Source organism: Pontibacter indicus (assembly GCF_900156345.1).
Classification (GTDB): domain Bacteria; phylum Bacteroidota; class Bacteroidia; order Cytophagales; family Hymenobacteraceae; genus Pontibacter; species Pontibacter indicus.
This window is the reverse complement of sequence record NZ_FTPP01000004.1, coordinates 228,548-249,263: the sequence shown is the minus strand read 5'-3', so window position 1 is coordinate 249,263 and position 20,716 is coordinate 228,548. Positions and strand designations below refer to the sequence as shown.

Genomic DNA, 20,716 nt, shown 5'->3' with positions numbered 1-20,716 from the left:
AAGTAGCAAAGCCCTTTCCCTGCAGGGCGAAGAGCTACCAGTCAGCAGTTCTGCGTTTTGCCACCTTGTTATTTCTAGGGGTGTAGGACGATTTGGCCTTCCATTTTTTGTGTACTCTGTCCGGCTTTCCTTTCACATAGCGCATGCTGCTGTAGTCGTCCACCACAATGGCGTTGCTGCTACGGCTGAAAGAAGAGCATGATGCAAGAGATACTAAAGAGCCAACCAATAAAATTAGGAGTGTAGATCTTAAAAGGGCCATAAGATTCTGAGTGTTTGGTGAGTATCTAGTATTAAATATAATATATATACCTATATACTTACAAAATTGTTCAGTTTATACATCGATTTATACCAAAAAAACCAAGGCTATCTTTCACAGCGCTTGTCTAGTGAAAGATAGCCTTGGTTTTTACTCAATACAGGTAATTGTATTGGCTATGCCGGTACCGTTACCTGGATGTGGCAGTTGACCTTTGGTGCCACTTACGACCTCTGTTGCTTTTAACCCCAAAGCGTGGAGCGGCTTACATAAGTGAAGGCTTTCGCTATGAGGGCTTCTAATTTATAGTTTGTATTTCATCGCCTGGAAACGGCATACGCAGAAACATCCGGCACAACTCTGTCATAGGATGTAGCCTAAACTTAGGCATTTTAATCATATAACACAGGATATTTATACCTGGCCGGACTTTCTGTATACAAACCGTACTATTCTCACGACCAATCTTCTACAGGCATCTCCGTAATAAAAATAGACAGGTCCTGCGGAGAACCTGCCTATACCTGGTGCTATACCTTGATGGAAGTGCCCAGCTTATTTCTTGCCGCCCTTGCCGTTTCCGTGCTTGCCGTTGTTACCATTTCCTTGGTTACCTTTTCCCTTGCCTCCGTTGTGGTGGTGGCCATTTCCGGGTTTGCCCTTGGGTGCCGCCTTCTTCACGGAAGCATTGTTGTTATTGACGATGATCACGGTGTTGCCGCCCTTCCCCTGCTTGTGCTTGGTATGACCTGGGTTGGTTGTGCGCGGGTGATGCGGGTTGTTCGGGTTCTTGGTCCAGCCTTTTTTGTAGCCAGAGTGCTTGCCAGCTTTGCTGACACCTTTGCTGTCTTTAATGATGATGACCTGACCGGTGTTGGTGTTCTTCTTGCGGGAGGTAGTGCAGGAAGCCATTGTGGCGACAGACAGCACAAGCAGGAGTAAGAGTCTAAGGCGTTGCATTCGAAATTTATTTTATAATGGTGAGTGATAGAGCCGTTTGGATTCGCAAATGTATGTATTCACCCGCATACCTTGATAGGCTGGCGACTTTATTTAGTGCAATTATTTTAAAATCTTAAAATCCATGAATTCCGTCCTATAAAAAATATTTTACCTCTTCGGTGGCTGAGCCTCAACTATGCTGAACATGCTTGCGTAATTATCCAAGTGCCAACCTCCTGGCACGCTAAACTTGAGAAGCCATGCTGAACAGACTATACGGGGTGCTGCTGCTGACCCTGCTCATTCTTGCCTTGGTATCATCCTGCGAAAAGAACAACGCACAGGCTGTAAAAACCACAGCACCGACTCAAACTGTTGCTGCAGAAACAACAACCTTGCCAAATACTATATAGCAGCTTGCTATACTCATGCTATACCTATACCCTGCCTGCCCGGCGAGGTATCCTATACCTATAAAACAGCGACAGGAGCCTCTTTCGGGGCTCCTGTCGCTGTTTGAGGAAGTTCGATTATTTTACTTTGTTCTGATCTTATGCCCCGCCATGGCATAGTAAAGGATGAACAGGTAGCAAGGCACCATGATCCAATACGCCTGCTGTGCGTTAATAGCGTCGGCCAGGGCACCGTAGATAAGCGGCAGGATAGCGCCACCGGCTATACCCATGATGATGAGTGAAGAACCGATCTTGGTAAAACGACCGAGGTCGGCGATAGCCAGCGGGAAAATGGCTGGCCACATGAGCGCATTAGCCAGACCCAGCAAAGCGATAAAAGTTACCGACACGATACCGCTCGTCATGATGGCGGCTACGGTAAACAAGATGCCAAGTATAGCGGATATTTGCAGAGCTTTGTCCTGGCGGATGTATTTCGGGATAGTGGCTACCCCCACAAAGTAGGCTACCACCATGGCGCCCAGCGTGAATGAGGTAAAGAACTTGGCTGTTTTGAAAGAAATGTCCTGGGCTGCACCGTAACTTACGATCGTATCACCGGCCATCACCTCAACACCAACATACAGGAACATCGTGACAGCGCCCAGCAAAAGGTGTGGAAACTGCAGGATACTTGTCTTGTTCACATTGGCAGCGGCAACCGTTTCGTCTTCCTGATCCGTGTCCACTTCTGGTAGCGAGGACAGGTAAATCACAACGGCCAGCACAATCAGCGCAGCCATGATCACCAGGTATGGCATGATCACTTTCGAAGCCATTGTATCCAGCTCCACGACTTTCTCAGCCGCGCTCATGAGTTCCAGCTTGGCCACCACCTCATCGGCATTGGAAAGCACGATGGCACCCAAGATGATAGAGCCCAGTATACCGCCGATTTTGTTGCTCACGCCCATTATGCTGATACGCTTGGCAGCACTTTCGATCGGCCCCAGAATGGTAATGTAAGGGTTGGAAGCCGTCTGCAGCATGGCCAGTCCCGTGCCCTGCACAAACAGTCCGATCAAAAACAGCTCGAGCGTGCGGGTTAGCGCGGCAGGCACAAACAAGAGGGCCCCGGCTGCCATCACAAGCAAGCCCACCGACATACCTTTCTTAAAGCCGGTTGCCTTCAGCACCCAGGCCGAAGGTATAGCCATCACGAAATAGGAGATGTAGAAAGCAAAAGCCACCAGATACGACTGGAAGTTATTCAGCTCCAGGGCGATTTTGAAATACGGAATCAGGATGGCGTTGAGCCAGGTAACGAAACCGAAGATAAAGAACAGCGCCCCGATGATGAGGATCGAGCGCATGTACCCACCAGAAGCGTTCTCCTGCCCGGTCTTGCTGTTTGAGGAAGTGGCTACTTTAGTCATGTTAAAATTTTAGGTATAGATAAGGTGCAAAACTGTATCCGGCAGAAAGGCGCAGGAATAGGAGTACAATATAGAATTTATCTCGCTTATATCAGGTGTTATAACCTTAAAATTTGACCGATAACTTACTCCACCACAATCTCGTCTAGCATCAGCCAGGTCTTCTGTCCGGCAGATGGGTATTTGTCAGGGCTCACGCCTACGCTTCGGACCTTCACTTTCACGAAGCGGGCGCGGGTCAGCGGAATGGTGGCGGCAACTTCGTGGGTCGTGATGCCCTCCGCACCCAGCGGGTTAGGGTCTTCAATCGTGTCCACGGTCACATACCGAATGCCATCCACCGACAGCGCATACTCTACCTGCACCGGCAGGAAGATGCGGTAACCGATGTGCTGCATAAAGTTAGTGCTCAAGCGCTGAATCGGCTGCACCTTGCCCAGGTCGATGATCGCCTCCACGTCGGTCCCCAAAAATCCGACCCAATGGCCATCGTACTGATCGGTGGAGCCTTTCAGGCCATCCACCAATTTGGACTTGTTGGCAAAGCTTGCGCTAGCCGGGTTGGTAAGCGTGATGCTTTTGTTCAAACCTTTATGTGCCTCGAACGTGCGGGTGCTTACTTTGCCTACCCGTTTGCCGTTCACAAAGGAGCTGGCTTTGATCGTGGCAGTTTTGTTCAGTGTGAAAGGCGCTTTGTACACCTGCGACCGGGTGCTTGGGTCCGATCCGTCCAGGGTATAGTGGATGGTCACATCGGCGGCATCCGTATCGAAGGCGACGGTGGCTCTGTTGCTTACCGTGTCTACCTGCAACTGCTGATTCACGTTGAAGGCGCTGCGAGCGTAGTTAACACCCAGGGCGTCGTAGCGCTTGTATTGCTCCGTCATGCGGTTCTGGAAGCTCTTCCAGTCTTTCAACTTGGCTGGCGTCCACAGCACTTCGCTCAGGGCGGCTATTCGCGGGAACACCATGTACTCAACGTGCTCTTCCGTAGAGATGTACTCGGTCCACATGTTGGCTTGTGCGCCCAGTATGTACTTTTTCTCGTCGGCCGACAGCTCGCTGGGCGTTGGGTCGTAGGCGTATACCTTGGAGAGGGGGTTATACCCGTGAATGGTAACAGGCTCCAACTCGCGCTCGCCCTGGTAATAGTCCAAGTATAAAGGCGTGCCAGGCGACATCACCACATAGTGCTTTTCTTTAGCGGCTGCTATACCTCCTTTGGTGCCGCGCCACGACATCACATAGGCATTCGGTGCCAAACCGCCTTCCAGAATCTCGTCCCAACCGATGATGATGCGACCGTTCTTGTTGGCGAACTTCTCCATGCGCTGCACAAAATAGCTCTGCAGTTCGTGCTCGTCCTTAAGGCCCTCATCCTTGATGCGCTTCTGGCATTTCGGGCATACCTTCCAGCGGGTCTTCGGCGCTTCGTCCCCCCCTATGTGAATCACTTTGCTCGGGAAAAGCGCCATTACCTCGGTCAGCACATCTTCCAAGAAAGCGAAGGTCTGCTCGTTGCCTGCGCAGAAAATATCCGGGAAAATCCCCCACTTCGACTCTACTTTGTGCGGTCCGCCGGTGCACGAAAGCTCTGGATAAGCAGCCAAAGCGGCCAGTGCGTGGCCCGGCATTTCAATCTCAGGCACTACATTGATAAAGCGGTCCTGGGCATATTTTACTACTTCTTTGATCTCTTCCTGGGTATAATAGCCACCGTGACGCTGTTTGCGGTAGGTCTGCGGCAGGTCCCAGTAGTGGCCGATCAGGGTGCTGTCGCGCCAGGCGCCAACCTCGGTCAATTTCGGGTACTTCTTGATCTCGATGCGCCAGCCCTGGTCGTCGGTCAGGTGCCAGTGAAAGCTGTTGAGCTTGTGCATGGCCAGGTAATCGATGTACTGCTTCACAAACTCCACCGGAAAGAAATGGCGCGTTACATCCAGGTGCAAGCCGCGCCAGGTATAGCGGGGCTTGTCCACGATCTCAAGCGCAGGTATAAGCGTCGACTCGGATGTTTTTTGAGCAGGCAGGAGCTGACGCACCGTCTGTATTCCCCAAAAAGTGCCGTGCGTTTCTTTGGCAGCCAGTGTTATGCGCTGCTGGTTCACACGCAGGTTATAGCCCTCAGCGCCCAACGTATCGTTGTCCGTCTTCAGCGTCAGGTAGATCAGGTTTGTATCTTTTTTTTTCGGTTTCTTCTGGATCACCTCGGGTTTGTGACCGATGGCTGTTTCAATGTGCTGGGCCAGAAACTCGCCCACGCGCAGTAGATCGGCATTTTTTGGGTCCACGTATACCTTAGTGGAAGGCTGCACCAGAAAGTTTCCTTTTTGAGTGGTCAACTTTACAGGTTGCGGTATCAGCGACAGTGACTCAGGTTTAACCTGCGCCTGCACTGGCGAGAGAGTGGCTATACCTGCCGTGCAAACAAAAGAGAGCAAAAGGGTAAGAATACTTTTCCTGAAAATCATATCAGAAACGGGTGTTATGTGGGTGTTGGTTATGCTAAAAAGCGATGTAATGTTTAGTTGGTCGAGAAGGGCCTTTACTTTAAGAAAACATGCCTGGGCTAGCCGTTAACAGCTAAGATAGAAGGCGAACGAGTCGTAATCGAAAAACACCTTATATGCCTGTTAACAGAAAATATTTATACATCTTTCCTTAAAATCCCCAATACAAACTCACTATCAAAGGTTTGTAAACATTTCTCTAGCTCATTTAGAGTCCGTATTTCAACCTGTCTACCTTGATATTTTATAATTATGAATGCGTTTTTATTAAAGTAATCAATTATTGCCTGTGTTCTTGATTTAAAGTATTCTTGTCCAGAGGCTATTTGAAAGGCATAAAAAATATCTTTCAAATACTCAGATTCAATAATCCCATTATTCTTTTCAAGAATTTCATAGATTTCCTGATAATTAGCCCTTATGTATTTCATCGAAAAGATATATGTTCATTACTGGCTACAAGATCCTTACAGGATGACAAAACGAATTGTAACAAATCCTGGCTTTGGTTAAATCAGGGTCAATTTTACTAACCCAGGCAAATAAGAAAACAGCTAAAACAAAGCTAAGCATTTTGCTTTGTTTTAGCTGTCATCGTTTATACTAGAATTTCCACTTCACGAAAGCCTCCATGGCCTCGTAGTTGGCCAGCCCCAGGTCGTCGTAGCTCTTGGCGGTCTCGCGGTTGCGCTCCTCGGCACGCACCCAGAATTCGCGGGCATCATCTCCCGGGAACACCGGGTAGTCTTTCTGCGACTGGTGCTTGAAGATGGCGTTTCGCTTGCGCTGTACCTCCTGCGGCGAGAGCGGCACGGCCATTTCGATTTCGTGGGTGGCGAACTCGTGCCAGGCGCCGCGGTACATCCACAGCCAGCAATCCTGGGCCCACTCTTCGGTTTCGCGCAGGCGGTTGAGTGCGGCCAGCACAATGTTGAAGCACACGATGTGCGTACCGTGCGGATCGGCAAAGTCGCCGGCGGCAAACACCTGGTGCGGCTTCACTTTCTGCAGCAGCTCAATGGTTAGCTCCACGTCGATGTCAGTCACCGGCTTCTTCACGGTTTTACCTGTCTCGTAGAACGGCAGGGCCATGAAGTGGATATGGTCGTCGTCCAGACCAGCGTAACGGGCGCCGGCAATGGCCTCGCTCTTGCGGATAAAGCCTTTCACATCGCGGATTTCCTGGGTGTCGAGCTGGTTCGGCTGCTTGTTCTCCAGGAAGCTGCGCATATCGTCGTAGATGCCCTCCAAGTGGTCGGTCTCCTGCCCGATGCTCTTGTTGAAGTCGATGGCGAACTCCATGTAGCGCAGCACGTCATCATCCCACACGGCGGTGTTGCCCGAAGTCTGGTACGCCACGTGCACATCGTGTCCCTGGTCCACCAGTCGGATAAAGGTACCACCCATCGAGATCACGTCATCGTCCGGGTGTGGCGAGAAGATCACCACGCGTTTGCGGGCAGGCTCGGCACGCTCCGGACGGCGTCTGTCGTCGGCGTTTGGTTTACCACCTGGCCAGCCGGTAATGGTGCTCTGCAGTTTGTTGAAGATGTCGATGTTGATCTCGTAAGCTGTGCCTTTCTCGGTGATCAGTTGGGCCATGCCGTGGTTGTTGTAGTCTTCCTCGGTCAGCTTCAGGATCGGCTTCTTCACGGTCTGCGACAGCCAGATCACCGCTTTCTTGATCTGGGCATCGTCCCAAACACAGTCCTTTACCAGCCATGGTGTGTCGAAGCGGGTCAGTTCCGATGCCGCATCCTGATCTAGGACAAACTCCACATTGTCAGACAGCTGCAGGTAAGTAGCCGGTACATCGCCGGAAATTTCGCCTTCCACCGCTTTCTTGATGATCGGCGCCTTTTTGCCGCTCCAGGCCATCAGGATGATCTCACGGGCTTTGAAGATAGTGCCAATACCCATCGTGATGGCTTTGCGCGGCACATTCTCCTTGCCACCGAAGTCGCGCGAGGCGTCGCGGCGGGTCAGGTCGTCGAGCGTAACCAGGCGCGTACCGGAGTTTGGCGCTGAGCCCGGCTCGTTGAAACCGATGTGACCCGTACGACCGATACCTAGCAGCTGCAGATCCAGCCCGCCCACAGACTCGATTTTGCGCTCGTACTCCAGGCAGTAGTCGTGTATTCTCTCCTGTGGTAGCGTACCGTCCGGTATGTGGATGTTGTTTTTGTTGATGTCGATGTGATCGAACAGGTGCTCGTTCATGAACGTCACGTAGCTCTGCACGGCAGTCGGCTGCATCGGGTAGTACTCGTCCAGGTTGAACGTGATCACATTGCGGAAGCTCAGTCCCTCTTCGCGGTGCAGGCGTACCAGCTCGGCATATACCTTTACGGGTGTGGCACCAGTGGCCAGGCCGAGCACAGCCTTCTCGTTGCGCCCCTGCTTATATCTGATCAACTCCGCAATACGCTGCGCCACTTTCACGGAGGCAACATGTTGGTCGGGGTAAACGGTTACCGGAAGCTTTTCAAAACGGGTTTCTTCCAGAAGATTTAATCGTGCCATTTTCGTTGTGCTATAATATGGTGTTGTGTTTCGTTGTCTTTCTATTTCGTTGATTCGATGCGGTGCTCAAAAATGCGCTCCATCACCGTGGCCACTGGCCCCAGTATACCTGCCTGCGTTCCCAGCTTCGATAAGGCAATTTCGGTGCGCTCGCGCAGCTGCGTCATGCAGTAGGTGTTGATCGACTGCTGGATCGGGGTAGTCAGGTATTGCCGGGCCTCCGCCATTTTGCCGCCGATGATGATCAGCTCCGGGTTGAAAAGCTGGATCAGCATGGCAATGCCTTTGCCCAGGTTGCGGCCTGTTTCAGCGAGTATGTTAATGGCATACTGGTCGCCTTCGTGAGCTGCTTGTATGATAGCCTTTGGCTCAATCTTTTCCGGATTCTCACCCGAGAGGGCCTTCAGCAAGGTGTCCTGCCCGGCCTGCAGTCCTTCGCGGGCCATACGGGCCAGGGCGCTTCCCGAGGCCACTGTTTCCAGGCAGCCCCGCTTGCCGCAGTGGCAAAGCACGCCATTTTCTATAAACGGGATGTGACCGAACTCGCCTGCAAATCCGGAGGTGCCCAGCCGCAGTTTGCCGTCCATGATGATGCCCAGACCAATACCCCAGTCGAGCGTGAGCACGAGCGCGTCGCGTTTGCCCTGCGCTGCCCCGAAGCGGTACTCGGCCAGGGCGATGCTCTTCACGTCGTTCTGGATGTAAACCGGTTTGTTGAATTTGAGCGAGAGCAAGTCCTGGAGCGGCGTTTCGTCCTGACCAGTCAGCAGGTAGGTATAGCTGTCGCCTTCTCTGGACGACACAAGTCCAGGCATACTCAAGCCAATGCCCATCAGTTTATCGGCGTCTATACCTGCCGAGAGCACCAGACTGCTGGCATGCTGGTATAGCTCATCCACAGCGGCAAGGTCTCTGGAAAGCTGCAAAGGGAAGGTATGGATGCCGGTGATGTTGTTGTTCGTGCCGTCGAAAATGGCCATGCGGGTACTGAACTTATCCATTTGGATGCTCAGCACGAAGAGTGAGTTATTGCGCAGACCGTATAGTTCCGGCTTGCGCCCTCCCACCGATTCGCCACGGCCTTGTTTTTCGATCAGGCCATCGGTCATCAACTCGTTGAGCAGCGCCATAGAAGTGGGCGAACTGATGTTGAAGCGGTTGCAAATGTCAGCGTTGGATCGGGCGCCTTTTACATACAAGTGCCTCACGATCTTTATTTTCTGAAGATGCTTCTTCCTTTCCACATGGTTGAGCTTCTCCAGATACCCTTCTTCCATTGCCAGAAATGCGCCCATATGTCAGTTTGGTGTTATACTATAAAGGTGAGGAAGTTTTGAGGTATTTGCAAATACTTTTATCAAATTTTTAGTAAAGTTAATTATGATTACGTTAAATTTTACTCAAATGATGTATAGTTATAGCAACTTTTGCAAAAACATAATCAGTTCTTCTTATGATAAAGCATAAAAAAAGGCAGTAACTCCCGCTACTGCCTTTTTTAATTATCAAACTCAAAAGTGCTTATACCTTATTCGTACAGCGACTTTTCGCGCAAATCTACCAGCGTGGCCTCCGGCGATACACGCTTAGCGCGCAGGAAGCGGCCGAGTTCAAAGGCATCGTGATTTGCAGCCGAAGGGTTCATGCTGTTGATGCGTACACGACCAGCAGAGTGGATGAACTCCTGGTTGCCGCCAATCCACATGCCTACGTGCACCACGCGCTCCGGCTTACCGTCTTTGGCAGGCGAGCCGAAGAACAACAGGTCGCCCGGACGCATGTTGTCCCATCCACTCTTAGTGTCTACCAACTCCCCAATGTGCACCTGCTGCGAAGCGTCACGCGGCAACACCAGTCCGTTCATAAAGAAGATCGTTTTGGTAAAGCCACTGCAGTCCATACCTTTCACGGATGTGCCGCCCCACAGGTAGGGCATGCCGAGCATTTCCTTGCTTGAAGCCACCAGGTTCTCCTCAGTTGGTTTGCGGCTGGCTACCCATTCTTTATAATCAATGGCTTCGGCAGCGGAGATAAAGCCTGTGCGGCCATCCGGAAAGCTCACTTCATAAAAGTCCTTCGTTTTGTTTTTCTGTACCAACACGTCGCCGTACACCATGTCCGATACCGTAGTGGCTGCTTTATCAGCTTTGGCATAGGCAAAGCCATAGGTCTTGGTATAGATCAGCTTTTTGCCCTGCTGCCAGCTGTTGAAGGCCGTCTGATCCATCAGCGCCACACCGCCATAATCTACCCACGACAGGTACTGGTCCGGCGTCTGCACCAGGTACCAGCCGTCTTTCTTCTTCCATACCTTCAGCGGGGTGCCCATGGTCGCCTGCGTCGCCAGTTCAGCGGAGTGCTTTGGCTGTGAGCGCAGATTGGCCACAGAAATGGTGACAATCGCCTGGTGCTTGCCTTCGAGCGAGGCCTCCGGCAATACCTGTACACTGTCAACAAAGCTTACTCCCGCCGCCTGCAGGCGTTTCACCAGGTCAGCCTTGGCTTCCGGCATGTTGGTTTCGCCACGCAGCACGTTTCCGTTAGCCTCTACATCAAACAGTGCTACCCGCTTGTCAGGAGCAAACTGCTGACGCACCGCATCGATGTGCGTTTTGGCCGGCGAAACGGCAGCTTCAGCTTTAACCGCTGCGCTGGACTCGGTAGTGGTGCTTTGTGTGCCGGCGCAGGAAGCAAGCACTAGCAAAAACAACAGCACGAAAGAATTCTTTTTAATCATAGTATCGGTTTTTAATCGTTTGCCGGCAAAAGAGGCCGGCAACAGCATTATTCACTAAACATTTATCTTTCTATAATAATTCGTTACTGAGGCGCCACCATCTGCATGAGTATACCGGAGATATAGGCCCCGTAGGTACCCACGGCATAGCCCAGTATCGCGAGCAGTACCCCTACCGGAGCCAGTGCCGGATGAAAGGCAGCAGCCACAATCGGAGCCGAGGCAGCACCACCCACATTGGCCTGACTGCCCACTGCCAGGAAGAAGAATGGCGCCTTCACGAGCTTGCCCACAATGAAAAGCACCAGCATGTGGATAGAAATCCAGATGATGCCGACCAGGAACAGACCCGGCTGACTCACAATGGCGGTCACGTCCATCTGCATGCCAATGGTCGCCACCAGGATGTAGAGGAAAATGCTGGCTATACGCGATGCCCCCGCTCCTTCCAGATTACGAGCCTTGGTAGTGGACAGCAGCATACCGAATGTAGTAGCCAACACCACCAGCCAGAAGAAGCCGGAGGTTAAGCTGAACTGCTCCAGGTATGGCGCATTCTCAGCGATCCAGGGTGCAATGATATCGGCAAAGAAGTGCGCCACACCCGTCAGACCGAAGCCTATACCTGCGATCAGCATCAGGTCGGGCATAGTTGGCACGCGCATGATGCTCTTGCGGTAGCGCTCAATCTTGTCTTTCAGTTCATTCACAGCAGAGCTGTCAGCCTTAAAGAAAGCGTCGATCTTTTCTGACCTGCCCGCCCCATACAGTAGCACCGCCATCCAGATATTAGCCACAATCACGTCTACGGCGATCACGGCCGAGAATAAGTTCGGACTAGGCTGGAAAACTTCGTACATCGCCAATTGGTTGGCACCGCCACCAATCCAGCTGCCTGCAATGGTCGTCAGTCCACGCCACACAGCGTCAGGCCCCGCTCCCCCTACAATATCAGGGGCAAACGTGGAGACGATGAGGATAGCCAGCGGACCGCCAATAATAATACCGACCGTGCCTGTGATGAACATAAGTCCCGCTTTGTGGCGCAGTTTCCAGATCTCCTTCAGGTCGAGGCTGATGGTGAACAGCACCAAACTTGCCGGCAGCAGGTAGCGCGAGGCCATGCCATACAAGGCGGAGGTTTCGCCGGAGATGATGTTGAGCGAGTTGAGCAAACTCGGGATGAGGTAACACAGCAAGAGCGAGGGTACCACCGAGTAGAACTTCTTGAAGACAGTGCGTTCGCTGGATGATGTTTTGAAAATAATAGCCAGGATGACGATAAGTATACCCAGCACGACGGCGTCGTTGGTGATGAGGGGTGTTGTAGCGGTGGTGGTTTCTTCCATGAAATGCAGGTTTCCCTGTTAAAGGGTATCTAGGTTTAGTTGAATATGGTTAGGTCGAAATCATGCTGGTGCTGTTCAAGCTTTCGATTACCAGCTAATTTCAAGATTAAGGTCTGTCAAAGTGATTAATCAGCTCTGTTAATCGCCGGATATCCTGCTCCGTGTGCGCGCTGTTGAGGATAACCCGTGTTATCGGGTCATCGGCAGGCGTTGGGTAGCGGAAGCTGGAGATGATCACGCCATGCTCCTGCAGGTACGCCGCTAAGCGGTGTTCACGCACCCCAAAAACCGGATACCTTTCAAAGTAACTGAATTGCCCGGGCCTCTCCAAATGCGCCAGAAAATAAGCGATGTTGGCATACAGCTTCTCCCGGGCTTCCTGGAACACGGACTCACATTTTAAAAAGGCATACAGGTAGGCCGGTATAGCCGGGGACGCTCCGCCAAAATAATGGCTATGCCGCAGCTTGTCGACCAGTTCCTTATCCCCCAGCACGACGCCGGCAGGTATACCCAGCGCTTTGCCCATGGAGCTGGCCACGACCAGCCGCACGTTGGGTTGTAGCCGGGCTTTGAGCTGTGTGTATACCCCGTTGCCGTCCTCTCCCGTCACCCCGAAGCCATGCGAATCGTCTACGATCAGCGTAATCTGCTTATTGGCAGGCAAAGCGCTGAGCCAGCTAAAACCGTGGTTCCGGGCCTTGAGCGGATCGAGGGAATTGCAAACCAGGATGACATGCTCCTCCTGCAAGCCCTGTAATTTTTGCAGCATGGGTCCAACCCAGGCGTCGTAATCGCCGGTGACTTCGTCGGCGGTGCTGCGCCAGAGGGCCGGGTGCGTGTTGGGAGCGTAGATGAAATGTCCGCTCCCCTGCAGCGCCTGCACCAGCGCCTGCCCCGCCAGGTAACCCGACGACATGGTAAAGGCCGCCTCTGCGCCGGTATACCTGGCCAGATACTCCTCCGTCTCCTCAAACACCCGCAGCTGCAGGTTGGAGTTGCGGGAGCTGGAGTAGTTGGTCCCATAGCGGGCCATCCCTTCCAGCACGCAGTTTCGGAAAGCCTCGTTGACAGGTATACCCAGGTAGGAGGTCCCGCTGAAAAACAGGAACTCCTCTCCTTCCACCACCAGGGTGCGGCCCGGCAATTGGTCCGTGTATACCTTGCTGGCCATTAGGCTGTCAGGACAACACCTGTACCGTTCACGTTTTCGCTGTAGCTCACTTTGCCGTAGTCGATGGTGACGCCGGCGGCAATGTCTTTGCTTAGCAGCAGGGCACCGTCCATGTCCACGTAGTCGAGCATCGGCAGCAGCTGCGCGATGGCCGATATACCCACGCTGGACTCCGTCATGCAACCTACCATCACTTTCATGCCCAGACTCTTGGCTTCGGCAATCATGCGGCGGGCAGGCGTCAGGCCGCCGCATTTGGTGAGCTTGATGTTCACGCCATGGAACAAGCCGTGGCACTTGGCCACGTCACTCTCGGTGATGCAGCTCTCGTCTGCGATCAGGGGCAGCTCGGAGCGCTTGTATACCTCTTTCATACCTTCCAGATCATCGGCCTTCATGGGCTGCTCAATAAACTGCACACCCAGTTCCTTCAATTGCTTCGAGTTTTCGATCGTCTCTTCCACACCCCAGGCGCAGTTAGCATCCACACGGAAAATGGCATCGGTATGCTTGCGCAGCTCCTTGATGATGGCTACGTCTTCTTTGGTGCCCAGCTTGATCTTGTAAAGCGGCCAGGGCATTTCCTGCAGCTTTTTCACCATGTTATCGATAGAGGCGATGCCGATGGTATAGTTGGTGAGCGGCATGTTCTTGGCCTCCAGTCCCCAGATTTTGTAGAGCGGCTGGCCTTTCATTTTGCCGAACAGGTCGTTGGCCGCCAGGTCGAGTGCGCAGAGGGCAAAAGGCTGGTCCGCCAGATGGGGCTGCATTTGTGCCCAGAACTCCTCCGGCGAAGTCAGCTCCGTGGACTCGATTTTCTCGCGGATGCTTTCGAGCGCTGCGGTCATGCTCTCAATGGTGAAGCCGTAGTAGGGATTGCTGGTCGCCTCGCCGTAGCCTTTGTGCTCGCCGTGCTGCAGCTCCACAATCATGGTTGGCTGCACATCGCGGGAGTCGTAGGAGATGGTGAAGGTGTGCCGCAGCGGCAGGTCAAAAGAGCGTATCGTTAGTTTCATGGTTGATTGTTTATTGCTGATTGGTGATTGGTAATAGTTGATTAAGCTAATCTACTGCCCTCGCTCGCGTCCCGCGAGTGTGAGCTATTTCAGCGGCGTCCCGCCGCGTGTGTTTAAAGGTATATAGCTGAGGTATCTGGCAAACCTTAATGCTTATTTTATACATGGCGCGAGCCTCCTCGCTTGCGCTATAAAGGTTCTTAATACTTCTCGTGCACCTCGGTCATGATGCGCTCCATGGCATTTCTGATTTCTGACGAAGATGTCTTGAAGTTGTTATTCATAAAACTGTACATCAACAATTTACCACTTTTGGTCATGATGTAGCCACTTTGGTTGTGTACGTGTGCCAGCGTGCCGGATTTGCCGAACACAAAGGGCACGTCTGCTTTATAGATGTTCCGGAAGGTACCTGGTCTTCCGCCCACGGCCAGCATCGGCAGGAGCCTCTCTTTCGGGCGCTCGGCATACATTTTCTGCAGGAGCACGATGATGCTGCGCGGGGTGAACATGTTCATGCTTGAGAGGCCGGAGCCGTCTATCCATACCGGCGCATCCGGCAGGTCCGACAGGTAGTTTTTCACGGCGTAGCGGATGGCCCGCTCTACCGACAAGGTATCAGAAAGAGTGCCATAACCCAGGATCATCAACTGCTCTGCCATCAGGTTGTCGCTTACCTGCAGCATGCGCTTGAAAACGGTGTCGGCCGGCAGACCATAGAGCACCTTTCCGCCCGCAGGTATAGGACGCTTCACCAGTTTTACGGGGCGCTTCAGGGTATCTGCCAGTAGTTGTACCGTCAGCTCAGGCGAGGTGATAAAAGGCACTTCCTGCGAGAAGGCAACGGCAGCACGTTTCGGGTTATAGGCAATGTCGTTGGTTCGCCATGCCCTCCGGAAGGTGTCGCGGTGGGCGTTCCTGGTAGTATCCGGCATCACGTTCTTGTTGAAGAAGGCGGGTGTTGTGGTATAGGCGGAGGCACTGTCTTTTTTGAACTTCACGATGTTGCCGTGGATCGGGAAAGCGCTTCGCTCCGGTTGGTAGTAATAATTGTAATCGTCCCAGCCCCAGTTCGTGGCGAAGGCCGTGCTAGTCATGGGCGCTTCTATGTAGTAGAGTTTTTCCTTTCGGTTCTTCAGGAAGTCGTAGGCGATATTGTTTTTCAGGTCCATGTGCGTGAAAGTCGGATCGCCGGTGCCCCAGAAGATCAGCGAGTCGCCTTTGGCCACGTACTTGAGCGCAGGGATGGAGTCGCCCAGCATTTTGGAAGCCGCATAAAACGTGAACAACTTGGTGTTGGAAGCCGGCACGAAATACTTGTCGGCGTTGTGTTCGACCACTGCCTTGCCCAATTCCGGATCGTAGAGCACGAAGCCTACAAAGCTCTGCTGCTGCGCCTCCACTTCCAGCACCCGCTGCTGTATCACAGTCGGTCCGTAAGGCGCAGGCGCTTCGGCCACAGGTTTAGCCGCGCTACAGCCCAGCAAAAAGAGCAGGCCGAGGCAGGAGAAGAGTTTTAAGGTATAGCGGGTGAGTAGCGGTTTGATCATACGAGTGGAATGTGAATTGACACTTCAATTTACAAATACTTCTGATACAGGTTATAAAGAATCAGCTTCTCATCCTCCGTCAGCGGACTGTTTATATCATTCTGTATAAAATGGATCTTAAAAGCCCGCACGGCTGCCTCGGGGTTACGCACATCGTAGCCAATAATGCGCAGGGCATCCATTGGGTTAAAATTTTCAGGAAGGGTATATTTCGGTACTGTCTCCAGCACGAGTAAAGGCGTTTGGTCTCCTTCACCGCCTACAGCCACTTCGCGCAGCACCTGTTCTTTTTCCAGCACATCCTCGTCATACCACAACCCAAAGCCATTGTCGGCCAGCGTCTTCCATGGGAATAGTGGACTTGGATCGACCTTACGTGCTGGGGCAATGTCAGCGTGACCGATAAAGTTCTCGGCAGGAATGCCGTGCTCTTTCTTGAGCTTGCCCAACACCGCGATCAGGCTGTTGATCATCGGTTCCGGGAAGGGCTCCGAGCCGTTGTTATCCAATTCTATACCTATCGAAGAAGAATTAAGATCGGTGTTGCTGCCCCACCTGCTGTTACCGCCATGCCAGGCTCGCATGTGGTCGTGTAACATCTGGTATACCTTGCCGTCGCGCCCGATCACGTAGTGCGAACTCACCTTGGTAGAGGGCATCGTGAAGGTCTTCAAGGTATGCTCCGTGGAGTTCTGCGCCGTGTGGTGGATGATCACAAAGTTCGGCTTGCGCAGGTTGAAATTGGTCGTACCGACCCAGTAATCACCTTGCGGATAGGTATGCTCTCCGGTCGGGGCCGCAGGTATAGCCAGCAGCGATTTGGCATAGGCTTTGGCCTGTTTCTTATGCGATTTGTTTGTCGCGGCGTAGGGGTTTGTGGCGCAGCTTGCTAGCAGGCCGCAACCGAGCAGTAGTGTAAATGCTTGCGTAAAAATTCGTTTCATTATGTGCTTACTTGTTCAGTAAATATATCAAAATCAATTGTCTATGCTTGCCGGCTTGTTATACCGCAAGTTTAGCATTAGTGCCACTTGTGAATGTGGCCAGTTTGCAACTGGCGTAGCTACTTTGCAGGTATTGCAACGTGCTTTGTTTCATAGCTTCGCCTATGCGGCGGGCACCTTCTTTTGTCTTGACACAAAAAGAAGGCAAAAAAGTCAAGACGCTCCAAATCGAGGGCCCCTACCCCCAGTCACTAAACGCTCTTGACAGGGGGATCCCTTCACCCCCAACAGTGAAGCGTCGTAAGGCGCACTTGGTACCGCTACTTTTTCATCGTGAGCGTGCAAGTTAGTCTTCCGATGCGTGCCAGTGTTTTATGACAGAAACAACGAAGCCATACCTATTGGGTAGCAGTTACAAAAAGTCTCGCTTTGACGGGGGCAGGGGGATGTCAATCGTGCACCGCTCCTTCCTCTTTTTTTAGGGGAAGGTTGGGATGGGGTCACACGGCATCCGCCAACATCCTGTAAATCCGTGGGGTAGGGGCCTTATATAAAGATTCAGACACATGAACTGCATCACCCCTCCCGCACCACTAGGTATACCCGCCGCAACATCGTATATTTGGGTACTGATTACTTACTCACTCCACGCCCCTAATATTGCTTTTATTTGCAGGAATTTAAAAAATTACCGCAAATAAAAATACTTATACCTGAAAACTATTAAATTGCAGTGTATCTGATATTACCAAAACCTATATCATCTTGAAACCATCCTATTACTTCTCGATGGCCCTTGCTTTGTTGCTCTTTTTGGGCACAAACAACCTGCAAGGCCAGTCAAACAAAGCAAAAAAAAGCAAGGCAGCCGCCGCTAAGAAAGCTCCGGCTGCCACCTTCACGCCGGGCCGCGACGCCGATTTCCTGCAGTACACCAACAGCCGTTGGGTCGACTCGGTGATGAAGACCCTCACACCGGAAGAACGCATCGCGCAGCTAATCATGATCCCGGTGTACTCTAACAGAGACCAGGCACACATTGACGAAATCAGCAAGCTGATCACTACTTACAAAGTAGGTGGCCTTATTTTCTTCCAGGGCGGCCCGGTGCGCCAAGCCAAGATGACCAACCGCTACCAGCAGGAGAGCAAAGTGCCGCTGATGGTATCCATCGACGGTGAATGGGGTCTGGCCATGCGCCTCGACAGCACCATCCGCTTTCCTTACCAAATGGCCATCGGCGGCATCGAAAACGAGAGACTCATCTATGAGATGGGTGCCGAAATCGCCCGTCAGTGCCAGCGTTTGGGCGTGCATGTAAATTTCGCCCCGACCATCGACATCAACAACAACGCCAACAACCCGGTGATCGGCTTCCGCTCTTTCGGTGAGGACAAATACAACGTGGCCAGCAAGTCTATCGCCTACATGAAGGGCATGCAGGACAACCACGTACTGGCCAGCGCCAAGCACTTCCCTGGCCACGGCGATACCAACGTGGACTCGCACTACGGCCTGCCGCTGATCAACTTCTCCCGCATCCGCCTCGACTCGGTGGAACTGCACCCTTTCCGCGCTCTGATGGAAAAAGGCCTGGGCAGCGTGATGGTGGCACACATGAACATCCCGGTGCTCGACAACACACCAAACCTGGCTTCTACCCTTTCAAAACCGATTGTAACCGGCTTGCTTAAAGACGAGCTAAAGTATAAAGGACTTGTGTTTACCGACGCCCTCAACATGGAAGGGGTAGCCAAATTCTTCCCTCCGGGGGTGGTGGACGTGAAAGCCCTGTTGGCAGGTAACGACGTGATGCTGAACACAATGGATGTAAAAACCACCATTCAGGAAGTGAAGAAAGCCATCGCCAACAAAGAGATCACACAGGAAGAGATTGACGCCCGCGTTCGCAAGGTGCTGGCCGCCAAGCAATGGGTAGGCTTAGACAAGTGGGAGCCGATTGAGACGAAAAACCTGGTCGCCGACCTCAACAACCCACACGCCCAGTACCTGAACCGTCAGCTGACGGAGGCTTCGCTCACCCTGCTGCGCAACAAAAACAACATCCTGCCAATCCAGACCCTCGACACGCTCAAAGTAGCTGCCCTTGCGATTGGCACTACAAAGGAAACTGCTTTCCAGCGCGACCTGGCCCGATATACCCAGGTCGACACCTTCTTCCTGAAGCCGACCAACTCTATCGAAGAGCTGCAGGCTATGAAGGAGAAACTGAAAGATTACAACCTGATCATTGCCGGTGTGCATGCGCTGCAACTGAAGGCAGGCAGCAGCAATTTTGGCATCACCGCTGAGATGAACCTGTTCCTCAAAGAGCTGATCCGCAATAAGAAAACCATCGTGAGCGTGTTCGGCAACGTGTACAGCCTCGCCGAAATGGAGAGCCTTGCCAAAGCTGACGCCGTGATTGCCGCTTACCAGGAGAACGATGTGACGCAGGACCTGACTTCGCAGTTGATCTTCGGAGGTATAGGTGCGCAGGGCAAACTGCCGGTAACGGTGAGCAATGCCTTTAAGATTGGCGATGGCCTGTTGACGCACGGCGGCGTTCGTCTGGCTTACTCCATGCCGGAGGCGGTAGGCATCAAATCAAAAGATCTGGCAGGTATAGACTCGCTCGTGTACCAGGCCATTCGTGAGGAAGCGGCTCCGGGTGCACAAGTACTCGTAGCCAAAGACGGCAAGGTGATCTACCACAAAGCCTTCGGCTACCATACCTACGAGAAAGAACAAGCAGTAAAGGTTGATGACCTGTACGACCTGGCTTCTGTGACTAAAATCAGTACTTCGATGGCTGCGCTGATGCGCCTAAAAGGAGAAGGCCGTTTTGACGAGAACCAGACACTGGGCCATTACCTGCCAATGGCTGCCGGCACCAACAAAGCCGACCTCAACTACCGCGACATCCTCACGCACCAGGCCCGTCTCAAGTCCTGGATTCCGTTCTGGAAAGAGACTGTGAAGAAAAACGGCAACTTCAAGTGGCGCACGTTCAAAGCAGATTCTTCGGCCCGTTTCCCAATCAGAGTAGCAGACAACCTGTACATCCACCGCAAATACTCCGACAAGATTTACAAGGAGATCATGGAGTCGCCACTGAACGAGAAACCGGGTTATGTGTACAGCGACCTGTCCTTCATCCTGGCGCCGAAAGTGGTGGAGAACATCACCGGCGTTGGTTTCGAGACATACCTGCAGAACTCTATTTACAAGCCACTGGGCGCGACTACTTTGACGTTCAACCCATACAAGCATTTCTCAGCCACACGCGTTGTGCCAACTGAGTTTGAGCCGCACTTCCGCAAGCAGCTGCTGCACACCACGGTGCACGACGAAGGCGCTGCCATGCTGGGTGGTGTGAGCGGCCACGCTGGTCTGTTCGGCAACTCCAACGACGTAGCCAAACTGATGCAGCTATACCTGAACGACGGGGAGTATGCCAACAAGCGCTACATTGCCGAGAACGTGGTGAAGGAATACAGCAAGTGCCAGTTCTGCGAGCAGGGCAACTACCGCGCCCTCGGCTTCGACCGTCCGGCCAAGCCGGGCGCACAGAACAGCAACGCCGCTCCTGGCGCGCCGGCAGAAAGCTTCGGTCATTCTGGCTTCACAGGCACTTACGCCTGGGTGGATCCGGTGAACAACCTTGTGTATGTGTTCCTGAGCAACCGTGTGAACCCAACCCGCGAGAACAGTAAGTTGGGCAAGCTCAACACCCGCACCAATGTGCTGCAAGTGGTGTACGACGCCATGGGCAAAAGCAAAGAAAAACAGCCTGCAGAAGCTTCGGCACAGTAACTCATAAAGGTATAGCCGTCCCGCCTAAACTGCGGGGCGGCTATCTTTTTATACCTCCCACA

15 protein-coding genes are annotated in these 20,716 nt (G+C 52.6%); 2 read left to right on the top strand and 13 right to left on the bottom strand.

The genetic code is table 11. The annotated features are described in order from the left end of the window. Positions 1-34: 34 nt before the first annotated feature. Entirely contained in the window at positions 35-262 is a 228-nt protein-coding gene (locus B0B12_RS17955) for a hypothetical protein (protein WP_076671787.1), read from the bottom strand. A gap of 555 nt (positions 263-817) precedes the next feature. Next, positions 818-1,222: a hypothetical protein gene (locus B0B12_RS17950; RefSeq protein WP_076671784.1), complete on the bottom strand. Its 405-nt coding sequence runs from the start codon at positions 1,220-1,222 to the stop codon at positions 818-820. A 242-nt stretch (positions 1,223-1,464) separates the two neighbouring features. On the opposite strand from B0B12_RS17950, the gene B0B12_RS20435 reads away from it, so the two are divergent. Continuing rightward, positions 1,465-1,617 carry a hypothetical protein gene (locus B0B12_RS20435; protein ID WP_170871907.1) on the top strand — a complete coding sequence of 51 codons (153 nt, stop codon included), beginning with the start codon at positions 1,465-1,467 and terminating at the stop codon, positions 1,615-1,617. A 122-nt stretch (positions 1,618-1,739) separates the two neighbouring features. Here the strand turns inward: B0B12_RS20435 and B0B12_RS17945 are convergent, their stop codons facing one another. The 11 genes from B0B12_RS17945 to B0B12_RS17895 all read right to left on the bottom strand — a co-directional run bounded on the left by B0B12_RS17945 (position 1,740) and on the right by B0B12_RS17895 (position 16,838). Beyond that, positions 1,740-3,035, bottom strand: coding sequence for a sugar MFS transporter (locus B0B12_RS17945; RefSeq protein WP_076671781.1), 1,296 nt, complete (start codon positions 3,033-3,035; stop codon positions 1,740-1,742). A 125-nt stretch (positions 3,036-3,160) separates the two neighbouring features. Beyond that, positions 3,161-5,506 (bottom strand): family 20 glycosylhydrolase, encoded by a 2,346-nt coding sequence (locus tag B0B12_RS17940; protein ID WP_076671778.1) that lies wholly within the window; start codon positions 5,504-5,506, stop codon positions 3,161-3,163. 176 nt (positions 5,507-5,682) lie between these two features. Beyond that, complete coding sequence (locus tag B0B12_RS17935; RefSeq protein ID WP_076671775.1) at positions 5,683-5,976, bottom strand: hypothetical protein; 294 nt, start codon at positions 5,974-5,976, stop codon at positions 5,683-5,685. 172 nt (positions 5,977-6,148) lie between these two features. Beyond that, a complete protein-coding gene (gene nagB, locus B0B12_RS17930) occupies positions 6,149-8,113 on the bottom strand; it encodes a glucosamine-6-phosphate deaminase (protein ID WP_280173759.1) in 1,965 nt (654 codons plus the stop codon). Continuing rightward, positions 8,110-9,363 (bottom strand): ROK family protein, encoded by a 1,254-nt coding sequence (locus B0B12_RS17925; RefSeq protein ID WP_076671771.1) that lies wholly within the window; start codon positions 9,361-9,363, stop codon positions 8,110-8,112. Before B0B12_RS17925 ends, nagB begins: the two co-directional genes overlap by 4 nt. 233 nt (positions 9,364-9,596) lie before the next feature. Continuing rightward, positions 9,597-10,805, bottom strand: coding sequence for a C40 family peptidase (locus B0B12_RS17920; RefSeq protein WP_076672142.1), 1,209 nt, complete (start codon positions 10,803-10,805; stop codon positions 9,597-9,599). 83 nt (positions 10,806-10,888) lie between these two features. Continuing rightward, on the bottom strand, positions 10,889-12,154 hold the full coding sequence (locus tag B0B12_RS17915; RefSeq protein WP_076671769.1) for a DUF819 family protein: 1,266 nt from the start codon (positions 12,152-12,154) through the stop codon (positions 10,889-10,891). Positions 12,155-12,260: 106 nt separating this feature from the next. Next, on the bottom strand, positions 12,261-13,328 hold the full coding sequence (locus tag B0B12_RS17910) for an aminotransferase class I/II-fold pyridoxal phosphate-dependent enzyme (protein WP_076671767.1): 1,068 nt from the start codon (positions 13,326-13,328) through the stop codon (positions 12,261-12,263). Continuing rightward, positions 13,328-14,344: a dipeptide epimerase gene (locus B0B12_RS17905; protein WP_076671765.1), complete on the bottom strand. Its 1,017-nt coding sequence runs from the start codon at positions 14,342-14,344 to the stop codon at positions 13,328-13,330. The genes B0B12_RS17910 and B0B12_RS17905 overlap by 1 nt, the downstream gene beginning before the upstream one ends. 200 nt (positions 14,345-14,544) lie before the next feature. Continuing rightward, positions 14,545-15,894, bottom strand: coding sequence for a D-alanyl-D-alanine carboxypeptidase/D-alanyl-D-alanine-endopeptidase (locus B0B12_RS17900; protein ID WP_076671763.1), 1,350 nt, complete (start codon positions 15,892-15,894; stop codon positions 14,545-14,547). A gap of 29 nt (positions 15,895-15,923) precedes the next feature. Beyond that, positions 15,924-16,838 carry an N-acetylmuramoyl-L-alanine amidase gene (locus B0B12_RS17895; RefSeq protein ID WP_076671761.1) on the bottom strand — a complete coding sequence of 305 codons (915 nt, stop codon included), beginning with the start codon at positions 16,836-16,838 and terminating at the stop codon, positions 15,924-15,926. Between the two features lie 765 nt (positions 16,839-17,603). Between B0B12_RS17895 and B0B12_RS17890 the strand changes: the two genes are divergently transcribed. After that, positions 17,604-20,654: a serine hydrolase domain-containing protein gene (locus B0B12_RS17890; protein ID WP_076671759.1), complete on the top strand. Its 3,051-nt coding sequence runs from the start codon at positions 17,604-17,606 to the stop codon at positions 20,652-20,654. Positions 20,655-20,716: the final 62 nt, after the last annotated feature.